At 65.5% G+C, this 22,580-nt stretch carries 25 protein-coding genes and 1 tRNA gene; 18 read left to right on the forward strand and 8 right to left on the reverse strand.

Going from position 1 to position 22,580, the window contains the following annotated elements; genetic code table 11:
• Positions 1-165 precede the first annotated feature (165 nt).
• The 3 genes from AC4FWB_RS24580 to hemW are packed head-to-tail and all read left to right on the forward strand — an operon-like array spanning position 166 to position 2,428.
• A complete protein-coding gene (locus AC4FWB_RS24580; protein WP_491028822.1) occupies positions 166-576 on the forward strand; it encodes a VOC family protein in 411 nt (136 codons plus the stop codon).
• On the forward strand, positions 576-1,253 hold the full coding sequence (gene rdgB / locus AC4FWB_RS24585; RefSeq protein WP_491028823.1) for an RdgB/HAM1 family non-canonical purine NTP pyrophosphatase: 678 nt from the start codon (positions 576-578) through the stop codon (positions 1,251-1,253). Before AC4FWB_RS24580 ends, rdgB begins: the two co-directional genes overlap by 1 nt.
• Positions 1,250-2,428, forward strand: a complete 1,179-nt coding sequence (gene hemW / locus AC4FWB_RS24590; protein ID WP_491028824.1) for a radical SAM family heme chaperone HemW — start codon at positions 1,250-1,252, stop codon at positions 2,426-2,428. The genes rdgB and hemW overlap by 4 nt, the downstream gene beginning before the upstream one ends.
• Before the next feature lie 237 nt (positions 2,429-2,665).
• On the opposite strand, the gene AC4FWB_RS24595 is transcribed toward hemW, so the two are convergent.
• On the reverse strand, positions 2,666-2,854 hold the full coding sequence (locus AC4FWB_RS24595) for a hypothetical protein (RefSeq protein WP_491028825.1): 189 nt from the start codon (positions 2,852-2,854) through the stop codon (positions 2,666-2,668).
• 213 nt (positions 2,855-3,067) lie between these two features.
• Between AC4FWB_RS24595 and rsmI the strand changes: the two genes are divergently transcribed.
• Positions 3,068-3,964: a 16S rRNA (cytidine(1402)-2'-O)-methyltransferase gene (rsmI, locus tag AC4FWB_RS24600; protein WP_491028826.1), complete on the forward strand. Its 897-nt coding sequence runs from the start codon at positions 3,068-3,070 to the stop codon at positions 3,962-3,964.
• Positions 3,957-4,334, forward strand: coding sequence for a YraN family protein (locus AC4FWB_RS24605; RefSeq protein ID WP_491028827.1), 378 nt, complete (start codon positions 3,957-3,959; stop codon positions 4,332-4,334). The genes rsmI and AC4FWB_RS24605 overlap by 8 nt, the downstream gene beginning before the upstream one ends.
• Before the next feature lie 239 nt (positions 4,335-4,573).
• Here AC4FWB_RS24605 and AC4FWB_RS24610 read toward each other — a convergent pair whose 3' ends face one another.
• The gene (locus AC4FWB_RS24610; RefSeq protein ID WP_491028828.1) at positions 4,574-5,380 is read right to left on the reverse strand and encodes an undecaprenyl-diphosphate phosphatase; all 807 of its coding nucleotides are present in this window, start codon (positions 5,378-5,380) and stop codon (positions 4,574-4,576) included.
• Positions 5,381-5,540: 160 nt separating this feature from the next.
• Here AC4FWB_RS24610 and AC4FWB_RS24615 point away from each other — a divergent pair, with 160 nt between their 5' ends.
• The 11 genes from AC4FWB_RS24615 (at position 5,541) to AC4FWB_RS24665 (ending at position 15,557) form a co-directional block, all read left to right on the forward strand.
• Complete coding sequence (locus AC4FWB_RS24615) at positions 5,541-6,233, forward strand: glutathione S-transferase family protein (RefSeq protein ID WP_491028829.1); 693 nt, start codon at positions 5,541-5,543, stop codon at positions 6,231-6,233.
• Positions 6,214-7,371: a tRNA epoxyqueuosine(34) reductase QueG gene (gene queG / locus AC4FWB_RS24620; RefSeq protein ID WP_491028830.1), complete on the forward strand. Its 1,158-nt coding sequence runs from the start codon at positions 6,214-6,216 to the stop codon at positions 7,369-7,371. The genes AC4FWB_RS24615 and queG overlap by 20 nt, the downstream gene beginning before the upstream one ends.
• Positions 7,371-8,276, forward strand: a complete 906-nt coding sequence (locus tag AC4FWB_RS24625; RefSeq protein ID WP_491028831.1) for an SDR family oxidoreductase — start codon at positions 7,371-7,373, stop codon at positions 8,274-8,276. Before queG ends, AC4FWB_RS24625 begins: the two co-directional genes overlap by 1 nt.
• A gap of 72 nt (positions 8,277-8,348) precedes the next feature.
• Positions 8,349-9,428, forward strand: a complete 1,080-nt coding sequence (gene mepA, locus AC4FWB_RS24630) for a penicillin-insensitive murein endopeptidase (protein ID WP_491028832.1) — start codon at positions 8,349-8,351, stop codon at positions 9,426-9,428.
• A gap of 330 nt (positions 9,429-9,758) precedes the next feature.
• The gene (locus AC4FWB_RS24635; protein WP_491028833.1) at positions 9,759-10,784 is read left to right on the forward strand and encodes a glucokinase; all 1,026 of its coding nucleotides are present in this window, start codon (positions 9,759-9,761) and stop codon (positions 10,782-10,784) included.
• 123 nt (positions 10,785-10,907) lie between these two features.
• Positions 10,908-12,758: an ABC transporter ATP-binding protein gene (locus AC4FWB_RS24640; RefSeq protein WP_491028834.1), complete on the forward strand. Its 1,851-nt coding sequence runs from the start codon at positions 10,908-10,910 to the stop codon at positions 12,756-12,758.
• Positions 12,755-13,576, forward strand: a complete 822-nt coding sequence (gene dapB, locus AC4FWB_RS24645) for a 4-hydroxy-tetrahydrodipicolinate reductase (RefSeq protein ID WP_491028835.1) — start codon at positions 12,755-12,757, stop codon at positions 13,574-13,576. The genes AC4FWB_RS24640 and dapB overlap by 4 nt, the downstream gene beginning before the upstream one ends.
• Positions 13,577-13,655: 79 nt before the next feature.
• Positions 13,656-14,276, forward strand: coding sequence for a 2,3-bisphosphoglycerate-dependent phosphoglycerate mutase (locus AC4FWB_RS24650; protein WP_491028836.1), 621 nt, complete (start codon positions 13,656-13,658; stop codon positions 14,274-14,276).
• A gap of 131 nt (positions 14,277-14,407) precedes the next feature.
• Positions 14,408-14,492, forward strand: a tRNA-Leu gene (locus tag AC4FWB_RS24655).
• A gap of 268 nt (positions 14,493-14,760) precedes the next feature.
• The gene (locus AC4FWB_RS24660) at positions 14,761-15,054 is read left to right on the forward strand and encodes a type II toxin-antitoxin system TacA family antitoxin (protein ID WP_491028837.1); all 294 of its coding nucleotides are present in this window, start codon (positions 14,761-14,763) and stop codon (positions 15,052-15,054) included.
• Positions 15,051-15,557, forward strand: coding sequence for a GNAT family N-acetyltransferase (locus AC4FWB_RS24665; RefSeq protein ID WP_491028838.1), 507 nt, complete (start codon positions 15,051-15,053; stop codon positions 15,555-15,557). The genes AC4FWB_RS24660 and AC4FWB_RS24665 overlap by 4 nt, the downstream gene beginning before the upstream one ends.
• A gap of 70 nt (positions 15,558-15,627) precedes the next feature.
• On the opposite strand, the gene AC4FWB_RS24670 is transcribed toward AC4FWB_RS24665, so the two are convergent.
• The 5 genes from AC4FWB_RS24670 to AC4FWB_RS24690 form a co-directional block, all read right to left on the reverse strand.
• Positions 15,628-15,810: a hypothetical protein gene (locus tag AC4FWB_RS24670; RefSeq protein WP_292428821.1), complete on the reverse strand. Its 183-nt coding sequence runs from the start codon at positions 15,808-15,810 to the stop codon at positions 15,628-15,630.
• A gap of 104 nt (positions 15,811-15,914) precedes the next feature.
• The gene (locus AC4FWB_RS24675) at positions 15,915-16,721 is read right to left on the reverse strand and encodes a maleate cis-trans isomerase family protein (protein WP_491028839.1); all 807 of its coding nucleotides are present in this window, start codon (positions 16,719-16,721) and stop codon (positions 15,915-15,917) included.
• Between the two features lie 62 nt (positions 16,722-16,783).
• Positions 16,784-18,025 carry a D-amino acid dehydrogenase gene (locus AC4FWB_RS24680; protein ID WP_491028840.1) on the reverse strand — a complete coding sequence of 414 codons (1,242 nt, stop codon included), beginning with the start codon at positions 18,023-18,025 and terminating at the stop codon, positions 16,784-16,786.
• A gap of 315 nt (positions 18,026-18,340) precedes the next feature.
• Positions 18,341-19,510, reverse strand: a complete 1,170-nt coding sequence (locus tag AC4FWB_RS24685) for a trans-sulfuration enzyme family protein (RefSeq protein ID WP_491028841.1) — start codon at positions 19,508-19,510, stop codon at positions 18,341-18,343.
• Positions 19,507-20,943, reverse strand: a complete 1,437-nt coding sequence (locus tag AC4FWB_RS24690; RefSeq protein WP_491028842.1) for a pyridoxal-phosphate dependent enzyme — start codon at positions 20,941-20,943, stop codon at positions 19,507-19,509. The genes AC4FWB_RS24685 and AC4FWB_RS24690 overlap by 4 nt, the downstream gene beginning before the upstream one ends.
• A 290-nt stretch (positions 20,944-21,233) precedes the next feature.
• Here AC4FWB_RS24690 and AC4FWB_RS24695 point away from each other — a divergent pair, with 290 nt between their 5' ends.
• Both AC4FWB_RS24695 and AC4FWB_RS24700 read left to right on the forward strand, forming a co-directional pair.
• Positions 21,234-21,563: a hypothetical protein gene (locus tag AC4FWB_RS24695; protein ID WP_491028843.1), complete on the forward strand. Its 330-nt coding sequence runs from the start codon at positions 21,234-21,236 to the stop codon at positions 21,561-21,563.
• Positions 21,560-22,207: a cysteine hydrolase family protein gene (locus AC4FWB_RS24700; RefSeq protein WP_491028844.1), complete on the forward strand. Its 648-nt coding sequence runs from the start codon at positions 21,560-21,562 to the stop codon at positions 22,205-22,207. The genes AC4FWB_RS24695 and AC4FWB_RS24700 overlap by 4 nt, the downstream gene beginning before the upstream one ends.
• A gap of 13 nt (positions 22,208-22,220) precedes the next feature.
• Here the strand turns inward: AC4FWB_RS24700 and AC4FWB_RS24705 are convergent, their stop codons facing one another.
• Complete coding sequence (locus AC4FWB_RS24705; protein ID WP_491028845.1) at positions 22,221-22,574, reverse strand: winged helix-turn-helix transcriptional regulator; 354 nt, start codon at positions 22,572-22,574, stop codon at positions 22,221-22,223.
• Positions 22,575-22,580: the final 6 nt, after the last annotated feature.

Consider the following 22,580-nt stretch of genomic DNA (forward strand, 5'->3'; position numbering starts at 1 on the left):
GAGCGCCCCCCTCGGTCCTGCCGGACATCTCCCCCTCAAGGGGGGAGATTGGCAGCTTCCGCGCTCCGCTCAGTCCTGCAACGTAGGTGATTGGCGAAAGCCGCAATCGCGGCTGATCTCCCCCCATGTGGGGGAGATGGCCGGCAGGCCAGAGGGGGGCGCCTCGTGACTCCCTCCGCGATCCTGGAATCGGCCCTCTACGTCACCGACTTGCACGCTGCCGAACAATTCTACCGCGACATCATCGGCCTCAACATCGTGGGCAAGGTCGAAGGCCGCCACGTCTTCTTCCGCTGCGGCAACGGCGTGCTGCTGCTGTTCAACGCGGAGGCGACCAAAATCCCGCCGGCGCCCGATGCCAGGCTGGCGGTGCCGCCGCACGGCACGGTCGGCAACGGCCATCTCTGTTTTGCGGCGACTGCCGACGAGATCGCCGGATGGCGCGAGCATCTCACGGCGAACAACATCGCCATCGAAAGCGATTTCGAATGGCCGCAGGGCGGACATTCGATCTATATCCGCGACCCTTCGGGCAATTCCATCGAGTTCGCCGAGCCAAGGATCTGGGGTCTTTGATGCATTCTCTCAACGGACAGAAGATCGTCGTCGCCAGCCACAATGAAGGCAAGCTGCGCGAATTCGCCGACCTGATGGCGCCGTTCGGCTTCGAGGCGAAGTCGGCCAAGGAATATGGCCTGCCGGAACCAGACGAAACCGGCACGACCTTCGAGGAGAATGCCTATATCAAGGCATATGCGGCCGCCAAGGCGACCGGCCTGCCGGCGCTCTCCGATGATTCAGGCCTTTGCGTCGACGCGCTCGACGGCGCGCCGGGCGTCTACACCGCCAACTGGGCCGAGACGCCCGACGGCACACGCGATTTCGGCATGGCGATGCAGCGCACCGAAGTGGCGCTGCAGGAGGTCGGCGCGACCGAACCGGCGCAGCGCAGCGGCCGCTTCGTCGCCGTCATCTGCCTCGCCTTCCCGGACGGCGAGGCAGAATATTATCGCGGCGAGGCCGAAGGCACGCTGGTGTGGCCGCCGCGCGGCACGCTCGGCTTCGGCTACGATCCGGTGTTCCTGCCCAACGGCTTCGACAAGACCTTTGGCGAGATGAGCGCGGAGCAAAAGCACGGCTGGAAGCCCGGCCAGGCAACCGCTCTTTCGCATCGTGCTCGCGCCTTCCAGAAATTCGCGCAAGCCCGCCTGGACTTACGGCGCTTGGATTTGGCGCGGCTCGACTCAAGATGATCGGCACCGGCCAGACCATGCCGCTCGACCGCAGCCCCGGCTTCGGTGTCTATATCCATTGGCCGTTCTGCGCGGCCAAATGCCCTTACTGCGACTTCAACAGCCATGTTCGCCACCAGCCCGTCGACCAGGAGCGTTTTGCGCGCGCCTTCGAAACGGAGCTGGCGACCATGCGCGCCCGCACCGGCCCGCGTGAGGTGACCAGCATTTTTCTGGGCGGCGGCACGCCGTCGCTGATGAAGCCGGAAACCGTGGCGGCGGTGCTGGAGGCGGTGGCGAGAAACTGGACCGTGCCCGCCGGCATCGAAGTGACGCTGGAAGCCAATCCCTCCTCGGTCGAGGCCGAGCGTTTCCGTGGCTACCGGACAGCCGGCGTCAACCGCGTCTCGCTCGGGGTGCAGGCGCTGAACGACAAGGATCTGCGCTTCCTCGGCCGGCTGCACAATGTCGAGGAGGCGCTGCACGCCATCGGGCTCGCGCGGGAGATATTCCCCCGCCTTTCCTTCGATCTGATCTATGCGCGGCCGGGGCAGACGCCCGAGGCGTGGCAGGTGGAGCTGGAGCAGGCGATCGGCCATGCCGCCGATCATCTGTCGCTCTACCAGCTTACGATCGAAGAAGGCACGCCCTTCCATGCGCTGCACGCGGCGCGCAAGTTCGTTATCCCGGACAATGACCAGGCTGCCGACCTCTACGCGCTGACGCAGGAGGTGACTGCGGCGCATGGGCTACCGGCCTATGAGATCTCCAACCACGCGCGGCCGGGCGCGGAGAGCCGGCACAACCTGACCTACTGGCGCTATGGCGAATATGTCGGCGTCGGGCCAGGCGCGCATGGCCGCTTCGTCGAGAACGGCCGCCGCACGGTCACGGTCGCGGAGAGGATGCCGGAGACCTGGCTTAACCTGGTCGAGGCCAAGGGCCACGGCGTCACCGGCGGCGAGGTGCTGACGCGCGCCGAAGAGGCGGACGAGTTCCTGCTGATGGGGCTGCGGCTGGCGGAGGGCATCGACCTTCAGCGCTACGAGGCGCTCTCGGGACGTGGCCTTTCGAGCGCCAGACTTTCCGTGTTGCAGGAAGAAGGGCTGGTGGCGCCGGTCGGCAACGCGCGGCTCCGCGCCACCACCGCCGGCATGATCGTGCTGGATGCGGTGGTGGCGGACCTGGCAAGGTAGGCTTCTACGGGGGGTGCGAAGCCCATGGCGTCGGCGGGACAGCGCCCCCCTCTGTCCTGCCGGACATCTCCCCCACAAGGGGGGAGATCAGATGTCTCGCCGCTTTCGCCAATCACCTTCGTTGCAGGAAGGATGCCGGCGGCGAAGCTGCCAATCTCCCCCCTTGTGGGGGAGATGCCCGGCAGGGCAGAGGGGGGCGCGAAGGAACGCTACATTCGAGGGGAGCGCGTCATCCAATCAAGCGTCGTGCTTCTGGCGGTGCTTGCCGCGGTTCTTCTCGGCATGCGTATCGCCGTTGCGGACCTGCTTCTGGTCAGCCTTGTCGCGGCGGGCGCCTTGCTGTTCGGCGATCGGATGTGAGGGGATGCCCTCGCGGGCGGTTTTGCTTTCAAGTCTGCTGATGAAAATGTCGAAGCGATTGGGCATCGTCCGGTCCTGCCTCCTCCGGGGAATCAGGGATTAAAATCGACCGGCCACGGTTTCGTTCCTCACTGTGGCGAAGGCATGGCGATTTCCTTGCCTCGACTTCACGTTTTGCAACCGGCCGTGAGCCATGCCAAACAGGCATTGTTTTTGCGCAATTCCAGACGGAAAACCGCCGTGCACTTTTCCTGGAATTGCTCAGACGGAGGGTTATTCTTGACCGGCGACAAACGCAGCTATCTGATCGGGCAGACCGAGATTCCGGCGCGACCGATCGCGCCGGCGCTCTATCTGGTGGCGACGCCGATCGGCAATCTGGCCGACATCACGCTGCGCGCGCTGGAGACGCTGGCCAGCGCCGACATCGTCGCCTGCGAGGACACGCGGGTCTCGCGCGTGCTGCTCGAGCGCTACGGGATCCGCCGCCGCACCACCGCCTATCACGAGCACAATGCCCAAGAGGCAGGACCGAAGCTGATCGAGGCCTTGGCGGCCGGGCAAAGCGTGGCACTGATTTCCGATGCCGGCACGCCGCTGGTTTCCGATCCAGGCTACCGGCTGGTCGGCGAGGCGCTGGAGCGCGGCATCCGCGTCGTCCCGGTGCCCGGACCGTCGGCAGCACTTGCCGCGCTGACTGCTTCCGGTCTGCCGTCCGATACTTTCCTGTTCGCCGGTTTCTTGCCTGCCAAGGCAGGCCAGCGGCTGACCAAGCTGGAAAGCTTCAAAGTTGTGCCGGCGACGCTGATCTTCTTTGAGTCGCCGCGGAGGCTGGCCGAAACGCTTGGCGCGATGGTCGCGGCGCTCGGCGGCGCGCGGCAGGCGGCAATCGCCCGCGAGCTGACCAAGACTTTCGAGGAGATGCGCACGGGCACGCTCGGCGCGCTGGCCGAGCACTATGCGGCGGCCGACACGCCCAAGGGTGAAATCGTCATCTGCGTCGGCCCGGCCGAGGCAACGGCGGACCAGCCGGCTGATATCGACAGATTGCTGTTGTCTTTGGCCGCCGAAATGCCGGCGTCCAAGGCGGCGGCGGAAGCTGCAAAAATGACCGGCGGCCAGAAGCAGGCGCTCTACCGGCGGCTGCTGGAGCTCAGAGAAGACGGCGATGGCTGAGCGGTCGGCCGGCCATCGACGCAAGGCCTATCGGCGCGGCCATCGCGGCGAATGGCTGGCGGCGCTGGCGCTGATGCTGAAAGGCTACCGGATTCTCGCCCGCCGCCATCGCACCAAGCTCGGCGAGATCGACCTGATCGCGCGGCGCGGCGATCTGGTTCTCTTCATCGAGGTCAAGGCGCGCCGCACGCTGATCGAGGCGATGGAAGCGATCGCCCACAATTCGGAACGCCGTATCGAGGGCGCCGCCGACCTCTGGCTGTCGCGCCAGCCGGACTATGGCCGGCTTTCGATACGTTTCGACTTGGTGGCGGTGCTGCCCTGGCGCTGGCCGGTGCATGTCGAGAACGCGTTTTATGGAAGGAATTGAGGGGTGTGCGGCCGTAGCTTGCGAGGCGTCGGCGGGACAGCGCCCCCCTCTGGCCTGCCGGCCATCTCCCCCACTTGGGGGGAGATCAGATGTCGCCGTCGCTTTCGCCAATCGCCAACGTTGCAGGAGATAGCGCCCCCGGCGAAGCTGCCAATCTCCCCCCAAGTGGGGGAGATGTCCGGCAGGACAGAGGGGGGCGCGAAGGAACTCGACGTTGCGCTAGTGAGCGGCCCTGCCACTCACCCCCAGATCATCAGCGCCACAAGGCCGAGCCCGCCGACCACCAGCCGCCACCAGCCGAACAGCGAATAGCCCTTGCGGGAGACGAAATCGAGCAGGAAGCGCACCACGAACAGCGCGGTGACGAAGGCGGCGACGAAGCCTACGGCGATGATCGGCAGGTCGGCCGAAGTCAGCACGTTGCGGTTCTTGAACAGGTCGAAGGCGAAGGCGCCGACCATGGTCGGCATGGCGAGGAAGAAGGAGAACTCCGCCGCCGCGCGCTTGTCGACGCCCAACAGCAGCGCGCCGACGATGGTCGAGCCGGAGCGCGAGGTGCCGGGGATCAGCGACAGGCACTGGAACAGGCCGATCTGCAGGTAAAGCCTGGTCGGGAAGCGCTCGACGTCATGATAAACAGGCTTGAGGTTCATGCGGTCGACGGCAAGCAGCACGACGCCGCCGATGATCAGCATGATGCAGATCAGCCGCGGCGATTCGAACAGGAAGGTCTTGATGAAATCATGCGCCAGCGCGCCGATGACCGCGGCCGGCAGGAAGGCGATCAGGATGCCGATGACGAAATGCCGGGTCAGCCGGTCATAGGGCAGTTCGAGCAGCATTTTCCAGAGGCGGCGGAAATAGACGCTCAGGATCGCCAGGATCGCGCCGAGCTGGATCAGGATCTCGAAGGCCTTGCCGGTCGAATGGAAGCCGAGGAAATGGCCGGCGAGCAGGATGTGGCCGGTCGAGGACACCGGAATGAACTCGGTCAGGCCCTCCAGCAACCCAAGCAGTAGCGCTTCGACGATGGTCTGGCTTTCCATGGCAACCTCAGGATTTAGGGGACGGCTGGAGACAACGGCTTGCTTGTCACGGCGCGGAAGTCCCCCTATAGGTCGCAACACCGTGACGGCCGCATGACGGGCCGCCAAGACTTACCGGCGCAGGGGGCGATTCGCCAGTGCGCCCTATCATCGCGGAACCATGCTGACGCTTTTCCACCATCCGATGTTCGCCACTTGCCGGTTCGTGCGCCTCGCTTTCGGCGAGTATGGCGAGGAGCTGGCGCTGATCGAGGAGAAGCCCTGGACGCGGCGCAAGGAGTTTTTGGCGCTGAACCCGGCCGGCACGCTGCCGATCCTGCTTGCCGAGGGCGACGTGCCGATCGTCGGCGCCATGGTGATCGCCGAATATCTCGACGAGACGCGCGGGGTGCTCAAGCGCGACAAGCGGCTGTTCGCCGAGGACCCGATGCAGCGCGCCGAAATCCGCCGGCTGACCGACTGGTATCTTAGCAAGGCCGAAAGCGAGGTCACCCGCCACCTGGTGCGCGAGCGTGTGCTGAAGCCGGTGATGCCGGAGACGGCGGGCGGCGGCTCGCCCGATTCGGCGGCGATCCGCGCCGCGCGCGCCAACATCCGCCAGCACATGAAATATACCAATTGGCTCGCCGGCACGCGCCATTGGCTCGCCGGCAATAAGGTGACCTATGCTGACCTCGCCGCGGCGGCGGCGCTTTCGGTGCTCGATTATCTCGGCGAGATCGACTGGCGCGAGCACTCGGCAGCGCGCGAATGGTATACACGCGTGAAATCACGGCCGTCGTTCCGGCCGCTGCTCACCGACCGGGTGCGCGGCCTGTCGCCGGTATCGCACTATGCGGATCTCGATTTCTGATAAAACCCGCCTGCGCGCGCTGATCGACGCGGAGGCGCGCCGCGCCGGCTTCGAGGCCGTCGCCGTCACCAGGCCGGACGCGATCCCGCTGGCGCCCGCGCGCCTGGCCGAATTCGTCGCGGACGGTTTTCACGGCTCGATGGACTGGATCGCCGAGACGGTTCAACGGCGTGGCGAGCCTTCGACACTGTGGCCGGAGGTGCGCTCGATCATCGTTCTGGCGATGAACTACGGCCCGGACCGGGATCCGCGCGACATCCTCGAAAAACACGATCGCGGCGCGATCTCCGTCTACGCGCAAAACCGCGACTACCACGACGTGATGAAGGGCCGGCTGAAGGAGATCGCCGGCAAGATCGTCGCGCGCGCCGGTGGCGACGTCAAAGTCTTCGTCGATACGGCGCCGGTGATGGAAAAGCCGCTGGCCGAAGCCGCCGGGCTCGGCTGGCAGGGCAAGCACACCAATCTGGTAAGCCGCGCGCATGGCTCATGGCTGTTCCTCGGCACCATCTTCACGACGGCCGAGCTCGAGCCTGATGCACCGGAAGAAGACCATTGCGGCTCATGCCGCGCCTGCCTGGATGTCTGCCCCACCAACGCCTTTCCGGCGCCCTACCGGCTCGATGCGCGGCGCTGCATCTCTTATCTCACCATCGAGAACAAGGGGCCGATCCCGCGCGAATTCCGCGAAAAGATCGGCAACCGCATCTATGGCTGCGACGATTGTCTCGCAGCCTGTCCGTGGAACAAATTCGCCAGCGTCGCCTCCGAGGCCAAGCTTGCCGCGCGCGCCGATCTGCGCGAGCCCCCGCTGTCGGAGTTGTTGCGGCTCGACGACGCGGCGTTCCGGTCCTTCTTTTCCGGCTCGCCGATCAAGCGCATCGGCCGCGACCGCTTTGTCCGCAACGTGCTGATCGCCGCCGGCAATTCGGGCGATGCTTCGCTGACGCCAATCGTGCATGGCCTGCTCGACGATGGCTCGCCACTGGTGCGGGGTGCGGCAGTATGGGCGCTATCGCGGCTGATGCCTCGGCGCGATCTTGCCAAGCTCGCAGCGTCCGCCTTGCAGACCGAAGGCGACGCAACGGTACGCGACGAATGGCTTGCGGCGCAGCGAAATTCTGCAGAGGTTCATTGATGGGCGAAAGACGCTTCTTCATCTTCGGCGCCGGTTATTCCGGCAAGGCTTTTGCGCGAGCCAACGGGCAGGGCACGCCGATCTCCGGCACGACGCGCGCGCCGGAAAAATTCGAGGCGTTGCGGCGGGCGGGCATCGAGCCATTGCGCTTCGACGGCTCGCTGACATCCGAGATCAGTGATGCCCTTCGGCAAACGACGCATCTCATCATCTCGGTCGCGCCGGACGAGTTGGGCGACCCGGTGCTCAACGCCGCCGGCGAGACGATCCGGGCAAAGATGCCGGCGCTGGAATGGATCGGCTATCTGTCGACCGTCGGCGTCTATGGCGATCATGGCGGCGCCTGGGTGGATGAGAGCGCCGACTGCAAGCCGGTGTCGAAGCGCTCGGTGATGCGGGTGGCGGCCGAACGGGACTGGCTGAAGCTCGGCCAGGAGATCGGAAAACCGGTGGCGGTCCTGCGGCTTTCCGGTATTTACGGGCCAGGACGCAACGCGCTTGCGAATATCGAGGACGGCACCGCGAGGCGGCTGGTCAAGAAGGATCAGGTGTTCAACCGCATCCATTGCGACGACATCGCAGGCGCGCTTTGGCATCTGGCCGGGAACAATCTCGGCGGCATCTTCAACGTCACCGACGACGAGCCGGCGCCGCCGCAGGACGTCGTCGCCTATGCCGCCCGGCTGATGGGCGTCGAGCCGCCGCCCGAAATTCCGTTCGAGACCGCCCAACTTTCGCCCATGGCGCGTTCCTTCTATGGCGAGAACAAGCGCGTCGCCAACAAGGCGATCAAGGCGGCCGGTTACAGCTTTCGTTTCCCGAACTATCGGGTAGCGCTGGAGCGGATGTGGGCCGACGGCAACTGGCGGGACGGAGAGCCGCGCAGCCCGATGAAACGCTCATGATCGAAGCGCCGCGCGTGACATGGTATGATTCGCTCGCGCCAACGAGTTTGACTGGAGAGGGGACCCGGCCTGATGACGCTGCGATCGCTGCCCGACAGGAAGCCGTTCCTGACCGCCGCGCTGGCGCTGCTGACGCTGACTGCATTGGCAGCCGGAGCGATTTCCGCCGAGCAACGCGCAAAAGACCTGTTCGGCGCCGAGAAACTGCCGGCGGTAGCACCCGCGCAATCCTTCGGCTTCTATTCCAAGGGATGCTTCACTGGCGGCGTCGCGTTGCCTATGGACGGGCCGAGCTGGGAAGTGATGCGCCCCTCGCGCAACCGCCGCTGGGGCCATCCGGCGATGATCGCGCTGATCGAGAAGCTCGCGCGTGATGCCCACGCGGATGGCTGGCCGGGCCTGTTGATCGGCGATGTCTCGCAGCCGCGCGGCGGCCCGATGATGACCGGCCATGCCTCGCACCAGATCGGCCTCGATGCCGATATCTGGCTGACGCCGATGCCGAGGCGCCCGCTGACGTTTGCCGAGCGCGAGTCGATGAGCGCCACGCTGATGGTCGACGAGAAGACGCATCTGGTGAAGGAGGCGCTGTGGACGCCGGCGCATACGCGGCTGTTGAAGCGCGCGGCGAGCTATCCTGAGGTCGAGCGCATCCTCGTCAATCCGGGCATCAAGAAGAAGCTCTGCGACACGGTCACCGGCGACCGTTCCTGGCTGCGCAAGATCCGCCCGTTCTGGGGCCACGACTATCATTTCCATATGCGCATCGGCTGCCAGGCGGGCTCGCCAGGCTGCAAGGCACAGGAGGCGACGCACGACGACGACGGCTGCGGCAAGCCGCTTGCCTGGTGGTTCACCGAGGAGCCTTGGCGCCCGAACAAGAACCCGGATGCGCCGAAGGCCCGCGACCTGATGACCATGGCCAACCTGCCGAGAGAATGCCAGGCGGTGCTCGCCGCGCCGGACGCGCCTTCGCTGGAGGCCGTGACCTATGATGGCGGGGCGGCGGCGGTAGCGGCAGCCAAGCCGGAACCGACCGAGCCGGCGGAGACGATCTCCAGCGGGGATGCCGTGCTCCCCGCGGCAGCCAGCGCCTTCGCGCCCACCCCCTCGATCGGCATTCCGCTGCCGCGACCGAGACCGGGGAACTGAGGTCCCTGCGTAATCTCCCCTTTGAGGGGGAGATGGCCGCGAAGCGGCCAGAGGGGGGTCGTCTCGCGTAGATCGCCGGCGGTGTCTGTCGTCGCGGAAGGCGCCGGCGGTTCACGCGCGGCGACCCCCTCTGTCGCCTTCGGCGACATATCCCCCTCAAGGGGGGAGAGGATGCCGGCAGGCAGGTGAGGGGCAGCGCAAGCGCTGAAAAGGTGTGGCGAGGCCGGAATTCAAGCCTGAAGCGAAGCCGCTTTCCCTTTGCAGGTCCATGCGCTAGTTCAACGAACAGACAAGCGGCAGATGGCCAAGAATGGGGACGAGCGAGAAAAGATGGCAGGCGAAGACGATACAGCGCTGCGGTTTCCGGTCCTGATCGGCGACATCGGCGGCACCAATGCGCGTTTCTCGATCGTGCTCGACGCCAATTCGGAAGCGACCGAGCCGCAGATCGTCCAGACGGCCAATTTCGCCACCATCGACGAGGCGATCCAGGCGGCGGTGCTCGACCGTTCGTCGATCCAGCCGCATTCGGCGGTGCTGGCGGTTGCTGGCCCGGTCGACGGCGACGAGATCCGGCTGACCAACTGCCCCTGGGTGGTCAAGCCGCACCAGATGTTTGCCAATCTGGGCTTGAGCGAGATTGTCGTGCTCAACGATTTCGAGGCGCAGGCGCTGGCTGTCGTGGCGCTCGGCGAGGAGCATATGGAAAAGATCGGCGGCGGCACGCCCGAGCCGAGCGCCGGCCGGGTCGTGCTCGGCCCCGGAACCGGGCTCGGCGTCGCCGGGCTGATCTACGCGCTGCGCCACTGGATACCGGTGCCGGGCGAGGGCGGGCACATGGATATCGGCCCGCGCACACCGCGCGACTTCGAAGTGTTCCCGCATATCGAGAAGCTCGAGGGCCGTATCTCCGGCGAGCAGATCCTGTGCGGCCGCGGGCTGGTCAATGTCTATCGCGCGGTGGCCAAGGCCGACGCCAAGCCGACGCCGTTCACGACACCGGCCGAAATCACGGCGGCGGCGCTCGCCAAATCCGACCCGGTGGCGGAAGAAGCGCTGTCGCTGTTCGTCACCTGCCTCGGCCGCACCGCGGGCGACCTGGCGCTGGTGTTCATGAGCCGCGGCGGCGTTTTCCTGACCGGCGGCATCGCGCAAAAAATCGTGCCGGCGCTGAAGGCCGGAAACTTCCGCGCCGCCTTCGAGGACAAGGCCCCGCACAGCGCGCTGATGCGGGCGATGCCGGTCTATGTCATCACGCACCCGTTGGCGGCGCTTCTTGGCCTCGCCGCCTATGCCAGGACCCCCTCGCTGTTCGGCGTGCAGACGGCGGGGCGGCACTGGCGGGCGACCGTTTGAGGCTACGGGTTCGTGCCGCGACGAAGTTTCGCCATAGGCAAGCCGCAACCGGAGCGCTAAGAGGGGTGCCAAATTGCGGCCCTGCTGCGAAGGCAACCGAAAAATCACGGAACAAATCCCGATTTGAACCAGTCGCTTCAACCTCAAGCGAAGGCCCTGCCGGGCGAGACCTGGGCGATCCTGCGCCGCATCATCGCCGAGAACGGCCGCGAATACCGCTGGGCCTATGTGACGGCCATCACCTGCTCGCTGGTCGTTTCGGGCACGACGGCCTTCGCCGCATGGATCATGAGCCCGGTCGTCAACGAGATTTTTTACGATCGGCGCGGCGATCTGATCTTTCTGATCTGCGCGGGCATCATGGCTTCTTTCGTGCTGCGCGGACTTGCCACCTACGGCCAGGCGGTGACACTGGCGAGAATCGGTAACAATCTGGTGGCGCGCTACCAGCGCCGCATCTTCGACCATCTGATGAAGCTCGGGGTCGGCTTCTTCACCGACACGCGTTCGGGTCAGCTCGCGGCGCGGGTCAACGAGAACATCAACGGCATCCGCGATCTTCTGTCGATGACGCTGACCTCGATCGCGCGCGATGCGGTATCGCTGATCGGCCTGATCGGCGTCATGATCTACCAGGACCCGCTGTTGTCGCTGTCCTCGCTGCTGATCGGGCCGCCGCTGATCTGGGCCGTCGTCTATCTACAGCGCCGGGTGCGGCGCATCTCGCGCGAATCCGTGCAGATCAACTCGCGGCTGATCGGCGCCATGCAGGAGGCGACGCAAGGCATCGCCATCGTCAAGGCCTTCACCATGGAGGAAGAGCTCGCGCGCCGCATCGGCAAGCTTTCCGAGAGCGCCGAGCAGCGCGGCAACAAGATCGCCCGCGTCTCGGAGCGGCTGACGCCGATCTCCGACTTGCTGGCCGGCCTCGCCGTCACCGGCGTCATCGCCTATTCCGGCTACCGGGCACTGGTGCTCGGCCAGCCGCCGGGGGCGGTCTTCTCCTTCATCACCGCGCTGATCCTCGCCTATGATCCGGCACGCCGGCTGGCGCGCATGCAGGTCGGCATGGAGCGGTCGCTGGTCAATGCGCGCATGATCTACGAGCTGCTCGACCTCGAGCCGCAGCAGGGCGACGCGCCCGGCGCGGCCGCGGCCAGGATCGCCAGCGGCGAGGTGCGCTTCGACAATGTTTCGTTCGGCTATTCGGCCGACATGCCGGTGCTGAAGGATCTGAGCTTCACCGCCGCCGCCGGCAAGGTGACCGCCATCGTCGGCGCGTCCGGCGCCGGCAAGTCGACGCTCGTGGCGCTCTTGCAGCGCTTCTACGACGTCGACCAAGGCAGCATCGTGGTCGACGGCCAGGACATTGCCAAGGTGACCAAGCAGTCGCTGCGCCAATCGATCGCCTATGTCTCGCAGGCGCCCTATCTGTTCGAAGGCACGATCCGCGACAACATTCGCTACGGACGGCTTTCCGCCTCGGATGCCGAGATCGAGCTGGCGGCTGCCCAAGCGGCGGCCGACGAGTTCATCCGCCAGCAGCCGCAGGGCTACGACACGCCGGTCGGCGAGAACGGCGTCACGCTGTCGGGCGGCCAGCGCCAGCGCGTCTCGATCGCGCGGGCCATCGTGCGCCAGGCGCCGATCCTTCTGCTCGACGAGGCGACGTCGGCGCTCGACAACGAGGCGGAGGCGCGCGTCCAGGAAGCGCTGACCCATGTCATGGAAGGACGCACCACCATCGTCATCGCGCACCGGCTGTCGACGGTCGTCAATGCCGACCACATCATCGTCTTGGAAGAGGGCCGGCTGGTCGAGCAGGGCACCCATGCCGCGCTGATGGCCGATCCGCACAGTGTCTATGCCCGCTTCCACCGCGTGCAGGGCAAGAAGGGGCTGGGGCTTGTCGATGACGCCAAGCCAATCCAAACTCCGCAGCGCACGAAAAAGGCCGTCAGGAGAAGCGCATGAGCGAAACGGGCGATATGGGCCTGGTGGTGGTGGGCGCTGCCGGCCGGATGGGGCAGACGCTGATTCGCGCCATCCACACGATTCCGGGTGCAAGAGTAGCCGGCGCCGTCGAAAGGCCAGGTTCGCCCTATCTCGGCAAGGATGCCGGCGAGCTTGCCGGCATCGGCATCATCAACGTGCCGATCGTCGACGATCCGCTGCCGGCCTTCGCCAAGGCCGACGGCGTGCTGGATTTCACGGCGCCCAAAGCAAGCGTCGAATTCGCCGGCTATGCCGCGCAGGCGCGCATCGTCCATGTCATCGGCACGACCGGCTGCTCGGCCGACGACGATGCGAAGATCGCGGCCGCCGCGCGCCACGCCACGATCGTCAAATCCGGCAATATGAGCCTCGGCGTCAATCTTTTGGCGGTGCTGGTGGAGCAGGCGGCACGCGCGCTCGACCCGCAAGATTTCGACATCGAGATCCTGGAGATGCACCACAAGCACAAGGTCGACGCGCCGTCCGGCACGGCGCTGCTGCTCGGCGAGGCGGCGGCCAAGGGCAGGGAAATCGCGCTGAAGGACAACAGCGTGCGGGTGCGCGACGGCCACACCGGCGTGCGCAAGCCGGGCACGATCGGCTTCGCGACGCTGCGCGGCGGCTCGGTGGTCGGCGAGCACTCGGTGATCCTGGCCGGCACCGGCGAGCGCATCACGCTCTCGCATCAGGCCGAGGACCGGGCGATCTTTGCCCGCGGCGCTGTAAAAGCGGCGCTTTGGGCGCGCGGCAAGAAGCCTGGGCTCTACTCCATGCGGGACGTGCTTGGGCTGAGCTGAGGCGGGTCCATATTGTTCTTACACAATTCCGGACGGAAAGCCGCTTTCCCGGAATTGCTCAAACCCTAGAGGAGCAAACATGTCGGGAACTCTCGTGCTCGTGCGCCACGGCCAGAGCGAATGGAACCTGAAGAATCTGTTCACCGGCTGGCGCGACGTCGGCCTGACCGAGCAGGGCAATGCGGAAGCGCTTGCCGCCGGCGAGAAGCTCAAGGCGCGCGGGCTGAAATTCGACATCGCCTACACCTCGGCGCTGAAGCGGGCGCAGAAGACCTGTCAGATCATCCTCGACGTGGTTGGCCAAGGCAACCTCGAGACGATCCGCGACCAGGCGCTCAACGAGCGCGACTATGGCGACCTTTCCGGCCTCAACAAGGACGACGCGCGCAAGAAGTGGGGCGAGGAGCAGGTGCATATCTGGCGCCGCTCCTACGACATCGCGCCGCCCGGCGGCGAAAGCCTGAAGGACACCGGCGCGCGGGTGTGGCCCTATTACCTGCACGATGTGCAGCCGCATGTGCTGCGCGGCGAGACGGTGCTGGTCGCCGCGCACGGCAATTCGCTGCGCGCGCTGATCATGGCGCTGGACGGCAAGAGCGGCGAGGAGATTGTCAAGCTCGAGCTCGGCACCGGCGTGCCGGTGATCTACAAGCTCAACGCCGATTCCACCGTGGCGAAGAAGGAAGTGCTGGAGGGGTGAGGGCTATTGGCAACGCGCTCGGCCGACGCGGCAGGGCGAGATGCAAGACAAGCTTGGCCAGCAAGCGTTGCCGGGTCGCGAAAAAACCGCGTTGACACATATCGTTTGCCCGCTTACATGAGCGCCCACCAGCCCAGATGGCGGAATTGGTAGACGCGCACGGTTCAGGTCCGTGTTCCGCAAGGAGTGGAGGTTCGAGTCCTCTTCTGGGCACCATCTTTCGCTCTTCGAGCTTCGGGTGGCAGGCCACCCCGGAGTTCCAAGAGCGAAGGGTATCCTCCGAAGCCTTGGCGAAGGAGACGCACCATTCGTCCCGACTGCCAACGGGATCGGGCTAATCCTCGACATACAAGGTCGTGAAAGCCGGGAGGTCATCCCGTGCCTTGTGTTCCTTGGCTTATGCTACTGACACGGGTCAAACCGTGAAGGTAGCAAGAAGCTCATCGATAATGACAACGTCATTACAAACTGCTATCCTGAAACGATGAAATACGAATCTCCGGACGAAGCTTCCAAGAGAAGCACGCTGAACATCCGGATCAAGCCCGAGGAACGCGGCTTGATTGACGAGGCCGCGCGCGCGCTTGGCAAGACCCGAACGGATTTCATCCTCGACGCCGCGCGGCGTATGGCCGAGGACACGCTGCTCGACCGCACGCTCATCAAGGTTTCGCCCGAGGCCTACGCGGAGTTCCTTTCTCTGCTCGATGCGCCGGCCAAGTCGAACGAGCGACTGTCCAAGCTGATGAACGCGCCCCTGCCGTGGGAAACTAAGTGACGCTTCGGGCGCCGGCACCGCTCGACCGTACACACGATCTTTCATCCTTTTCATCCGGTGTTCCGGTTTTGGACGACTGGCTCAAACGCCGGGCGCTGGCCAATCAGGACAGCGGAGCAACGCGCACCTTCGTCGCTTGCCAGGGCGACAAGGTCGTCGCCTATTACGCGCTCGCTTCGGGCGGTGTCATCGCCAGCCACACGCCGGGCCGGTTCCGGCGCAACATGCCGGATCCAATTCCGGTTGCTATTCTTGCCCGCCTTGCCATCGATATTTCTCATCAGCACCGAGGCTTGGGCCGGGCGCTCGTTCAGGACGCAGCACGCCGAGCGACGAACGCGGCCGGGTCGCTTGGCATCCACGGCATCCTTGTTCACGCGATCTCGGATGACGCTCGAACCTTTTACACGGCACTGGGGTTCGATCCCTCGCCGCTCGATCCGATGACACTGGTGATCTCTCTCGCCGATCTGCGGAAGGCAATCGCGCAGCGGAATGTTTGATCGAACGCCTTAACCCGCCAGACAGCAAAGCGCTTGTTGCATGACGCCGGCTGGCCGACAGGAGGGCGCCCTATTTCACCGAGCTCGTCACGGTCCGGTCTATTGCCGCGGGGTCGCGGTCGTTGCCGGCGAGCGCGCCGATGATCAGGAGGCTGACGACGACCGGTACGAACAGAATGGCGACGCGCGCCTGGACGTAGAAAATGGCGCGCCATTCATTGCGCTTTTCGGGGCTGTCGTTCATCGCGCTCACTCTGTCATGCCTCCCCGAGGCGGGACATAGTAGCGAAGCGTTAAGCAACCTTTTCCAGAACCGTTAACCGGCGGATTTCAAACAGGCCAATCCGCCAAATCTGATCAGGCAATCGGCAGCGCGAACAGCCTGCCGCCGGCCGGCACGACGTCGTCGATGCCGGCGAGGCGCAGGCAGTGCCAGGCCATGGCGTGGTTGGAGGAGGTGACGGGGATGCCGATGCGCCGTTCCAGCCCCGCCACCGCCTCGGCGACGCGCAGGCTGGTGCAGGAGATGAAGATCGCGTCCACACCCGGCGCCGCCGCCATCCGCTCGGCCGCCGCCTCGATCGAGGCGAGCGAGATGCGGGCCGCCTCGCGGTCGTCGCGGCGGTCGAAGGTGGCGACGGCGGCGATGTCGAGGCCGCGGCCGGTGAAATAGCGGACCAGGCCCTGATTGATCTCGGGTGCGTAGGGCGTGAGCAGGCCGATGCCCTTGGCGCCGAGCGCCTTGAAGGCCGCAAGCGCGCCGGTGACCGGCGTGGTGCAGGCGACGCCCGGCCGCGCCTTCCTGATCTCGGCGAAGACGGCTTCCTCGCCGAGCGTCATGGTCGCCGAGGTGCAGCCGAAGCCGACGACGTCGAGCGGGATGCTGGGCAGGATCAAGTCGACGGTCGGCGCGATCCGCGGGGCGATGGCGCGCAGCGTATCGGGCGTGATGTCGTTGTCGTTGAAGAGGCGGGCTTCGTAGAAGGCGACACCCGGAATGCGCACCAGCGCGCGAAATTCATGCTCCAGCGTCTGGTCGGTGGCGAGGATCGCAAGCCCGATCGCCGCGCGCGAGGCAAGGCCGCCATCGAGCTCCGACGGCAATATGCCGAGATCGACCGGGCCGGAAGCGGTAAGGCGGGCGGCGGCAAGATTGGCGGACATCGCGTTCCCTTTCTTGGCTGAGCAGGATCCTTTCGAACGACCCCGCTTTTGGGATCATGCTCTCAATTCAAAAGTCCATCCATGGAGATCGCCGGCCGGCGGCCGGCGATCAGATCGGCGGTGATGCGGGCCGAGCCGTGCGACATGGTCCAGCCGATATGGCCGTGCCCGGTGTTGAGGTAGAGGTTGCGCAGGCGGCGGCGTCCGAACTCGGGCAGGTTGTTCGGCGTCATCGGCCGCAGGCCCGCCCACATCTCGGCGCGGTCATAGTCGGCGCCCTCGGGATAAAGTTCCTGCGTGACGCCCTTCATGAAGGCGAAATCGGCCGGCTTGTGGCTGGTGTCGTAGCCGGCGAATTCGGCAGTTGCAGTGACGCGGATGCGGTCGCCGAAGCGCGAGATGGCGACCAGATTGTGCTCGTCGACCGAAGCGATGGTCGGCGGATGCGGCCGGTTGCCGACGGGAATGGTCAGCGAATAGCCCTTGATCGGGTAGATCGGCAGGCCGATGCCGATCGTCCTGGCGATCAGCGGGCTGTAGGAGCCGAGCGCCAGCACATAGGCATCGCCCTTGACGCTGCCCTTGTCGGTCAGCACCTGGGCGACGCCGTCTCCGGAAGTCTCTATGCCGGTGATGGTGGCGCCGGTGCGGATTTCGCCGCCGCGCTCGACGACCTTGGCGGCAAGCGCCCGGGTGAACTTCGCGGGATCGCCGGTCTCGTCGGTCGGGCAATAGATGCCGCCGGCGATTTTTTCCCTCGCGGAAGCCAGCGAGGGATCGAGCGCGACGATGCCGGCGCGGTCGAGCACTCTGATCTCCTGCCCGTCGGACTCCAAGAGCTTCATGTGCTCGACGCCCTTGTCGAGCGCCTGCTGGCTGCGGTGGAAATAGACGATGCCGCGGTCGTTGCTGTCATAGTCTATCTGCTCGTCGGCAATGACCTCGTGCAGGACCGATTGCGAATAGGCGGCAAGGCGGTGCTTGAGCAGCGTGTTGCGCCTGGCCTTTTCGGCCGTGCATTCCATCAGGAACAGCCATGACCAGCTGTAGAGCCTGGGATCGGCCGAGAGCCTGAAGCGCAGCGCCTGGTCTTTCAGCACCAGCGATTTCAACAGGATCATCGGCGCCTTCGGCGACGACCAGACGAAGGAATGTCCAGGCGCGATCATGCCGGCATTGCCCCAGCTGGTCTCGGCCGCGACTTGGAGTTGGCGCTCGAGGATGACGACCTCGTGCCCGTCCTTCTGCAGCTGATAGGCGGTGGTGACGCCGACAACGCCGCCACCCAACACGATCACGCGCATGACGCCTCCGGAGATCGCAAAGTGAGTACACTTTAAAGTGTAAGTTGCGGTCTGCAATGGCACACATACCGAGATGTCAGCGGGACAGCGCCCCACGGCCATCCCCTCTTGTGGCAGGGCAATCGCATATGGCGGCGCCAACGCCCTGGAGATGTCGCCAAAGACAGCGGAGAGGGTTCTTGCGCGTCAAGCAGCGACGTATCCTTCGTCATTCTAGGGCGGAGCAAGGAGCGAAGCGACGCGCGCAGATCCTAGAATGACGAAAGACAGGTCGGCAGGACAGAGGGGGGCGCGAAGGATCACGACGAAGGCTGTTTAACCCTGCAGCGCCTGCTCCAGATCCGCGATCAGATCATCCCCATCCTCAATCCCGCAGGACAGCCGCACCAGCGAATCGGAGATGCCGTTTGCCGCGCGCTTTTCGGGAGGAATAGAGCCGTGTGTCATCAGCGCCGGATGCTCGATCAGGCTTTCGACGCCGCCGAGGCTTTCGGCCAGCGTGAAAAGCTGGGTGCGTTCGAGGAAGCGTTTTGTCCCCGCTAGGTCGCGATCGAGGTCGACCGAGATCATGCCGCCGAAGGCGTGCATCTGCTGGACGGCGATGGCGTGCTGCGGGTGGCTGGCGAGGCCGGGATAGATGACGCGGCGCACGTCCTTGCGCGTCTCCAGCCATTGCGCAATCTTCAGGCCGTTGGCGGAATGGCGCTCCATCCTCAGCGCCAGGGTTTTTATGCCGCGCAGCGCCAGAAAACTGTCGAAGGGACCGGAAATGGCGCCGATGGCGTTTTGCAGGAATTTCATCCGGTCGGCCAAATCCTTGTTGTCGCCGACGACCGCCACGCCGCCGACCATGTCGGAATGGCCATTCAAGTATTTCGTCGTCGAATGGACGACGATGTCGATGCCGAGCTCCAGCGGCCGCTGGATGTAAGGGCTGGCAAAGGTGTTGTCGGCGACCGTGATCAAGCCCTTGCGCTTGGCGAGCGCCGCAAGGCCCTCGAGGTCGACGACGCGCAGCAGCGGGTTGGTCGGCGTCTCGACCCAGAGCAGTTTTGTTTCGGGCCGGATGGCGGCTTCGACGGCGGCAAGGTCGGTGAAGTCGGCAAAACTCACCTGCAGGCCGGCCGAGCGCTTGCGCACCCGCTCCATCAGCCGGAAGGAACCGCCATAGATGTCGTCGGTGGCCACCACATGGGCGCCGGCATCGAACAGCTCGAGCACAGTTGCGATCGCGGCCAGGCCTGACGCAAAGGCGAAGGCGTTCGTGCCGCTTTCGAGGTCGGCCACCGCGCGCTCGAAGGCAAAGCGCGTCGGGTTCTGGCTGCGCGCATATTCAAAACCCTTGTGCACGCCGGGCGACTGCTGGCCATAGGTGGAGGTGGCGTAGATCGGCACCATCACCGCGCCGGTCGTCGGATCGTGGCTCTGGCCGCCATGGATGGTGCGGGTGGAAAAGGCCAGGCGGTTCTTGCCGGTGGACGTCATTTTGCGCGGCGCCTCAAATGGTTGATCAGGTCGATACGGGTTATCAGGCCGATGAACTCCTCGCCATCGAAGACGATGGCGACCTCGTTGCGGTCGAAGACCGGCAGCAGCGCATCGAGCGTCTGGCTGGCCTGCAGCGTGTGCAAGGTCGAGGTCATGGCGGTGCGGACGGGCGCGTTGAAACGGTCCCAGCGGCCGTCATAGGGGCCGTCGACCTTGGCCAGGATGTCGCTCTCGTCGACGATGCCGACCAGCCTGCCCTCATCGAGCACCGGCAATTGCGAGACATCGGAGCGGCGCATGCGGCCATAGGCGTTGAGCAGGCTCTCCTCAGGACCGACCCAGACTGTGTCCCCGGTGCGGTAGGTGCGCATGACGAGATCGCGCAGATCGCCATGCTGCTCGCGCTCGGCAAGGCCCTGCTCGGCCAGCCAGAAATCGTCGAAGACCTTCGACAGGTACTTGTTGCCGCTGTCGCAGACCAGGGTGACGACGCGCTTGGCCGTCGTCTGCTCGCGGCAGTAGCGGAGTGCTGCCGACAGAAGCGTGCCGGAGGACGAGCCGGCGAGGATGCCTTCCTTCGACAGAAGATCGCGCACCGTCAGCATGCTCTGCTTGTCGGTGATGGAATAGGCCTTCTTGACCAGCGACAGATCGGCGTTGGGCGGCACGAAATCCTCGCCGATGCCTTCGACGGTCCAGCTGCCGGCCTCCTGCATCTTGCCGGTCTTGATCAGCGGCGCCAGCACCGAGCCGACCGGATCGGCCAGCACCATCTCGGTCTTCGGCGAATGTTTTGCGAAATAGCGACCGATACCGGTAAGCGTGCCGCCGGAGCCGACGCCGACCACCACCGCGTCGACATCGCCGCCGAGCTGCGAAAAGATTTCCGGGCCGGTCGTGGTTTCGTGCGCCAGCGGATTGGCCGGGTTGGCGAACTGGTTGGCATAGAAGGCGCCGGGCAGCTCGGCGGCGATCTTCTCGGCCATGTCCTGGTAATATTCGGGATGGCCCTTGCCGACGTCGGAGCGGGTCATGTGCACCTCGGCGCCCAAAGCGCGCAGGTGCTGGATCTTTTCGCGCGACATCTTGTCGGGCACGACCAGGATGATGCGATAGCCTTTCGGAATGCCGACCTGGGCGAGGCCGAGGCCGGTGTTGCCGGCCGTGGCCTCGACGATTGTGCCGCCGCGCTTCAGCTGGCCCGCCTTCTCGGCCGCCGCGATCATCGACAGCGCGATGCGGTCCTTGATCGAGCCGCCGGGGTTCTGGCTTTCGAGCTTGATGAACAGCCGGCACTTGCCGGTGTCGAATTTGGTGAGCTCGACGACGGGCGTCTGGCCGATCAGGTCGAGCACCGAGGCATAAGGCGGCCGCAACCGCGACAAAGTGCTTTCCGCGCCGTCGGGCGCCGCTTTCCTGTGCACGCTCATGTCAGCTGCTCCATGGGTCGAAACTAGCGTCTTTTCCAGCCGATCGCCGTTGGAAAGAAGATAGATCGTGCCAATCCGGCGGCGAGTGGGGGAATGAAATTCCAGGCCGCCTGTTCTCCCCCCTCGAGGGGGAGATGTCGCCGAAGGCGACAGAGGGGGTCGCCGCGCGTGAAGCGCCAACGTCTTCCGCATACCAGGTCGGCCGTTTCAACGAACCATGTCGTTCGTTGCCGCCGCCGATTTCGCCATGCTAGCCGAACACTGCGCGGGGCCAATGCAAGGAACAGCCGATGAAGATTCTTGCCTTTGACAATTTCAAGCCCGGCGTCACGCTCGACGATCTCAGACCCTACCTGCGCGACGAGGTCTCGAATGTCTGGCGGCTTTGGAAGGCGGGCATCGTGCGCGAGAACTACGCGCGCGCCGATGTCGGCGGCGTCATCATCGTCTTCGAGCTCGACAGCGTCGAAGCGGCCAGGCGCTACACCGACGACTTCCCGCTGTCCAAGGCCGGGCTGCTGGAATGGCACTTCATCGCCTTCGACGCGCCGCTGCCGCTCGAATTCCTGTTCGACCCGACCGTCGACATCGCGAAGCCCTGGGATCGGACCGCGGCATGATCCGGTCGAGCCAAGGCATCGAAATCCCGGCCAGCCTGGCCGAATGGTGCGATCCGCGCCGCATGGCGCTGGTCGTCTACGACATGCAGATCGGTATCTGCCGCCAGGTCGCGGGCGCCGCAGCCATCATCGAGCGCACCGGCACCGTGCTGGAAGCGGCGCGTTCGGCGGGCATGCGGGTGGCGTTCACCCGCCACCTGTCCCTGCCGAAGACATGGATGGGCGCCACGCAATTGCGCACCGCCATGGCCTGGCAGCGGCGCGACGACCCCGACGCGGTCGAGCCCTGGTTTCTGCGCGACGCCGAGGCGACGCGGATCGTGCCGGAACTGGAGCCGCGCGCGGACGAGGCGGTGTTCGACAAGCTGACCATGTCGGCTTTCGATTCCACCTCGCTCGGCTTAGCCTTGCGCGATTGTGGCGTGCGCGCCGTGGCACTCGCCGGCATCGCCATGGAGATCGGCATCGAGCCGACGGTTCGGCAGGCGACCGACAACGGCTTTGTCGCCGTGGTGATCGAGGACGCCTGCGGCTTCGGCAGCAAAGAGGCACGCGACCGCTCGATGGCCACGCTTCGTTTCCTCGGCGAAGCCGTCATCACCGACGTCGCGGGCTTTCGCGGCGCGCTTGCCGATGCGGCCTGAGAGACTCGCTGTGCTAGGCTGCGGCCTCGACATCGGTGCGGAAGCGCACGCCCTCGGCCCGCCCGTGCACGCTGCCCCAGTCATAGAGCGCCTGCAGCGCGGCGGCCAGATCGTGGCCGCGCTCGGTCACCGTGTAGCGCCCCTTGCCGTCGGGCGACGCCTCCAGCGTGACGAAACCGATCTCGACGAGATCGGCCAGGCGCTGCGTCAGCATCTTGTCGGAGAGCGAGGGGATCATGCGGCGCAATTCGGAATAGCGCAGCGGCTTCTCCTTGATTCGCGCCAGGATCACCGTCTTCCACTTGCCGCCGAGCGCGTCGAGCGCGAACTCGACCGGACAGCCATAAAGTCTACCGCGTTGGGTCATGCGCCC

Source organism: Mesorhizobium sp. LEGMi-168a (assembly GCF_058312955.1).

Excerpts from the sequence above, each read along its gene's own strand:
- AC4FWB_RS24695 (WP_491028843.1), top strand. The coding sequence starts at position 21,234 with ATGAAGATTCTTGCCTTTGACAATTTCAAGCCCGGCGTCACGCTCGAC.
- AC4FWB_RS24595 (WP_491028825.1), bottom strand. The coding sequence starts at position 2,854 with ATGCCCAATCGCTTCGACATTTTCATCAGCAGACTTGAAAGCAAAACC.
- AC4FWB_RS24635 (WP_491028833.1), top strand. The coding sequence starts at position 9,759 with ATGGCAGGCGAAGACGATACAGCGCTGCGGTTTCCGGTCCTGATCGGC.
- AC4FWB_RS24625 (WP_491028831.1), top strand. The coding sequence starts at position 7,371 with ATGGGCGAAAGACGCTTCTTCATCTTCGGCGCCGGTTATTCCGGCAAG.
- dapB (WP_491028835.1), top strand. The coding sequence starts at position 12,755 with ATGAGCGAAACGGGCGATATGGGCCTGGTGGTGGTGGGCGCTGCCGGC.
- mepA (WP_491028832.1), top strand. The coding sequence starts at position 8,349 with ATGACGCTGCGATCGCTGCCCGACAGGAAGCCGTTCCTGACCGCCGCG.
- AC4FWB_RS24615 (WP_491028829.1), top strand. The coding sequence starts at position 5,541 with ATGCTGACGCTTTTCCACCATCCGATGTTCGCCACTTGCCGGTTCGTG.
- queG (WP_491028830.1), top strand. The coding sequence starts at position 6,214 with ATGCGGATCTCGATTTCTGATAAAACCCGCCTGCGCGCGCTGATCGAC.
- AC4FWB_RS24685 (WP_491028841.1), bottom strand. The coding sequence starts at position 19,510 with ATGACGTCCACCGGCAAGAACCGCCTGGCCTTTTCCACCCGCACCATC.
- AC4FWB_RS24660 (WP_491028837.1), top strand. The coding sequence starts at position 14,761 with ATGAAATACGAATCTCCGGACGAAGCTTCCAAGAGAAGCACGCTGAAC.
- AC4FWB_RS24680 (WP_491028840.1), bottom strand. The coding sequence starts at position 18,025 with ATGCGCGTGATCGTGTTGGGTGGCGGCGTTGTCGGCGTCACCACCGCC.
- hemW (WP_491028824.1), top strand. The coding sequence starts at position 1,250 with ATGATCGGCACCGGCCAGACCATGCCGCTCGACCGCAGCCCCGGCTTC.
- AC4FWB_RS24650 (WP_491028836.1), top strand. The coding sequence starts at position 13,656 with ATGTCGGGAACTCTCGTGCTCGTGCGCCACGGCCAGAGCGAATGGAAC.
- AC4FWB_RS24690 (WP_491028842.1), bottom strand. The coding sequence starts at position 20,943 with ATGAGCGTGCACAGGAAAGCGGCGCCCGACGGCGCGGAAAGCACTTTG.
- AC4FWB_RS24705 (WP_491028845.1), bottom strand. The coding sequence starts at position 22,574 with ATGACCCAACGCGGTAGACTTTATGGCTGTCCGGTCGAGTTCGCGCTC.
- AC4FWB_RS24700 (WP_491028844.1), top strand. The coding sequence starts at position 21,560 with ATGATCCGGTCGAGCCAAGGCATCGAAATCCCGGCCAGCCTGGCCGAA.
- AC4FWB_RS24605 (WP_491028827.1), top strand. The coding sequence starts at position 3,957 with ATGGCTGAGCGGTCGGCCGGCCATCGACGCAAGGCCTATCGGCGCGGC.
- rdgB (WP_491028823.1), top strand. The coding sequence starts at position 576 with ATGCATTCTCTCAACGGACAGAAGATCGTCGTCGCCAGCCACAATGAA.
- AC4FWB_RS24675 (WP_491028839.1), bottom strand. The coding sequence starts at position 16,721 with ATGTCCGCCAATCTTGCCGCCGCCCGCCTTACCGCTTCCGGCCCGGTC.
- AC4FWB_RS24610 (WP_491028828.1), bottom strand. The coding sequence starts at position 5,380 with ATGGAAAGCCAGACCATCGTCGAAGCGCTACTGCTTGGGTTGCTGGAG.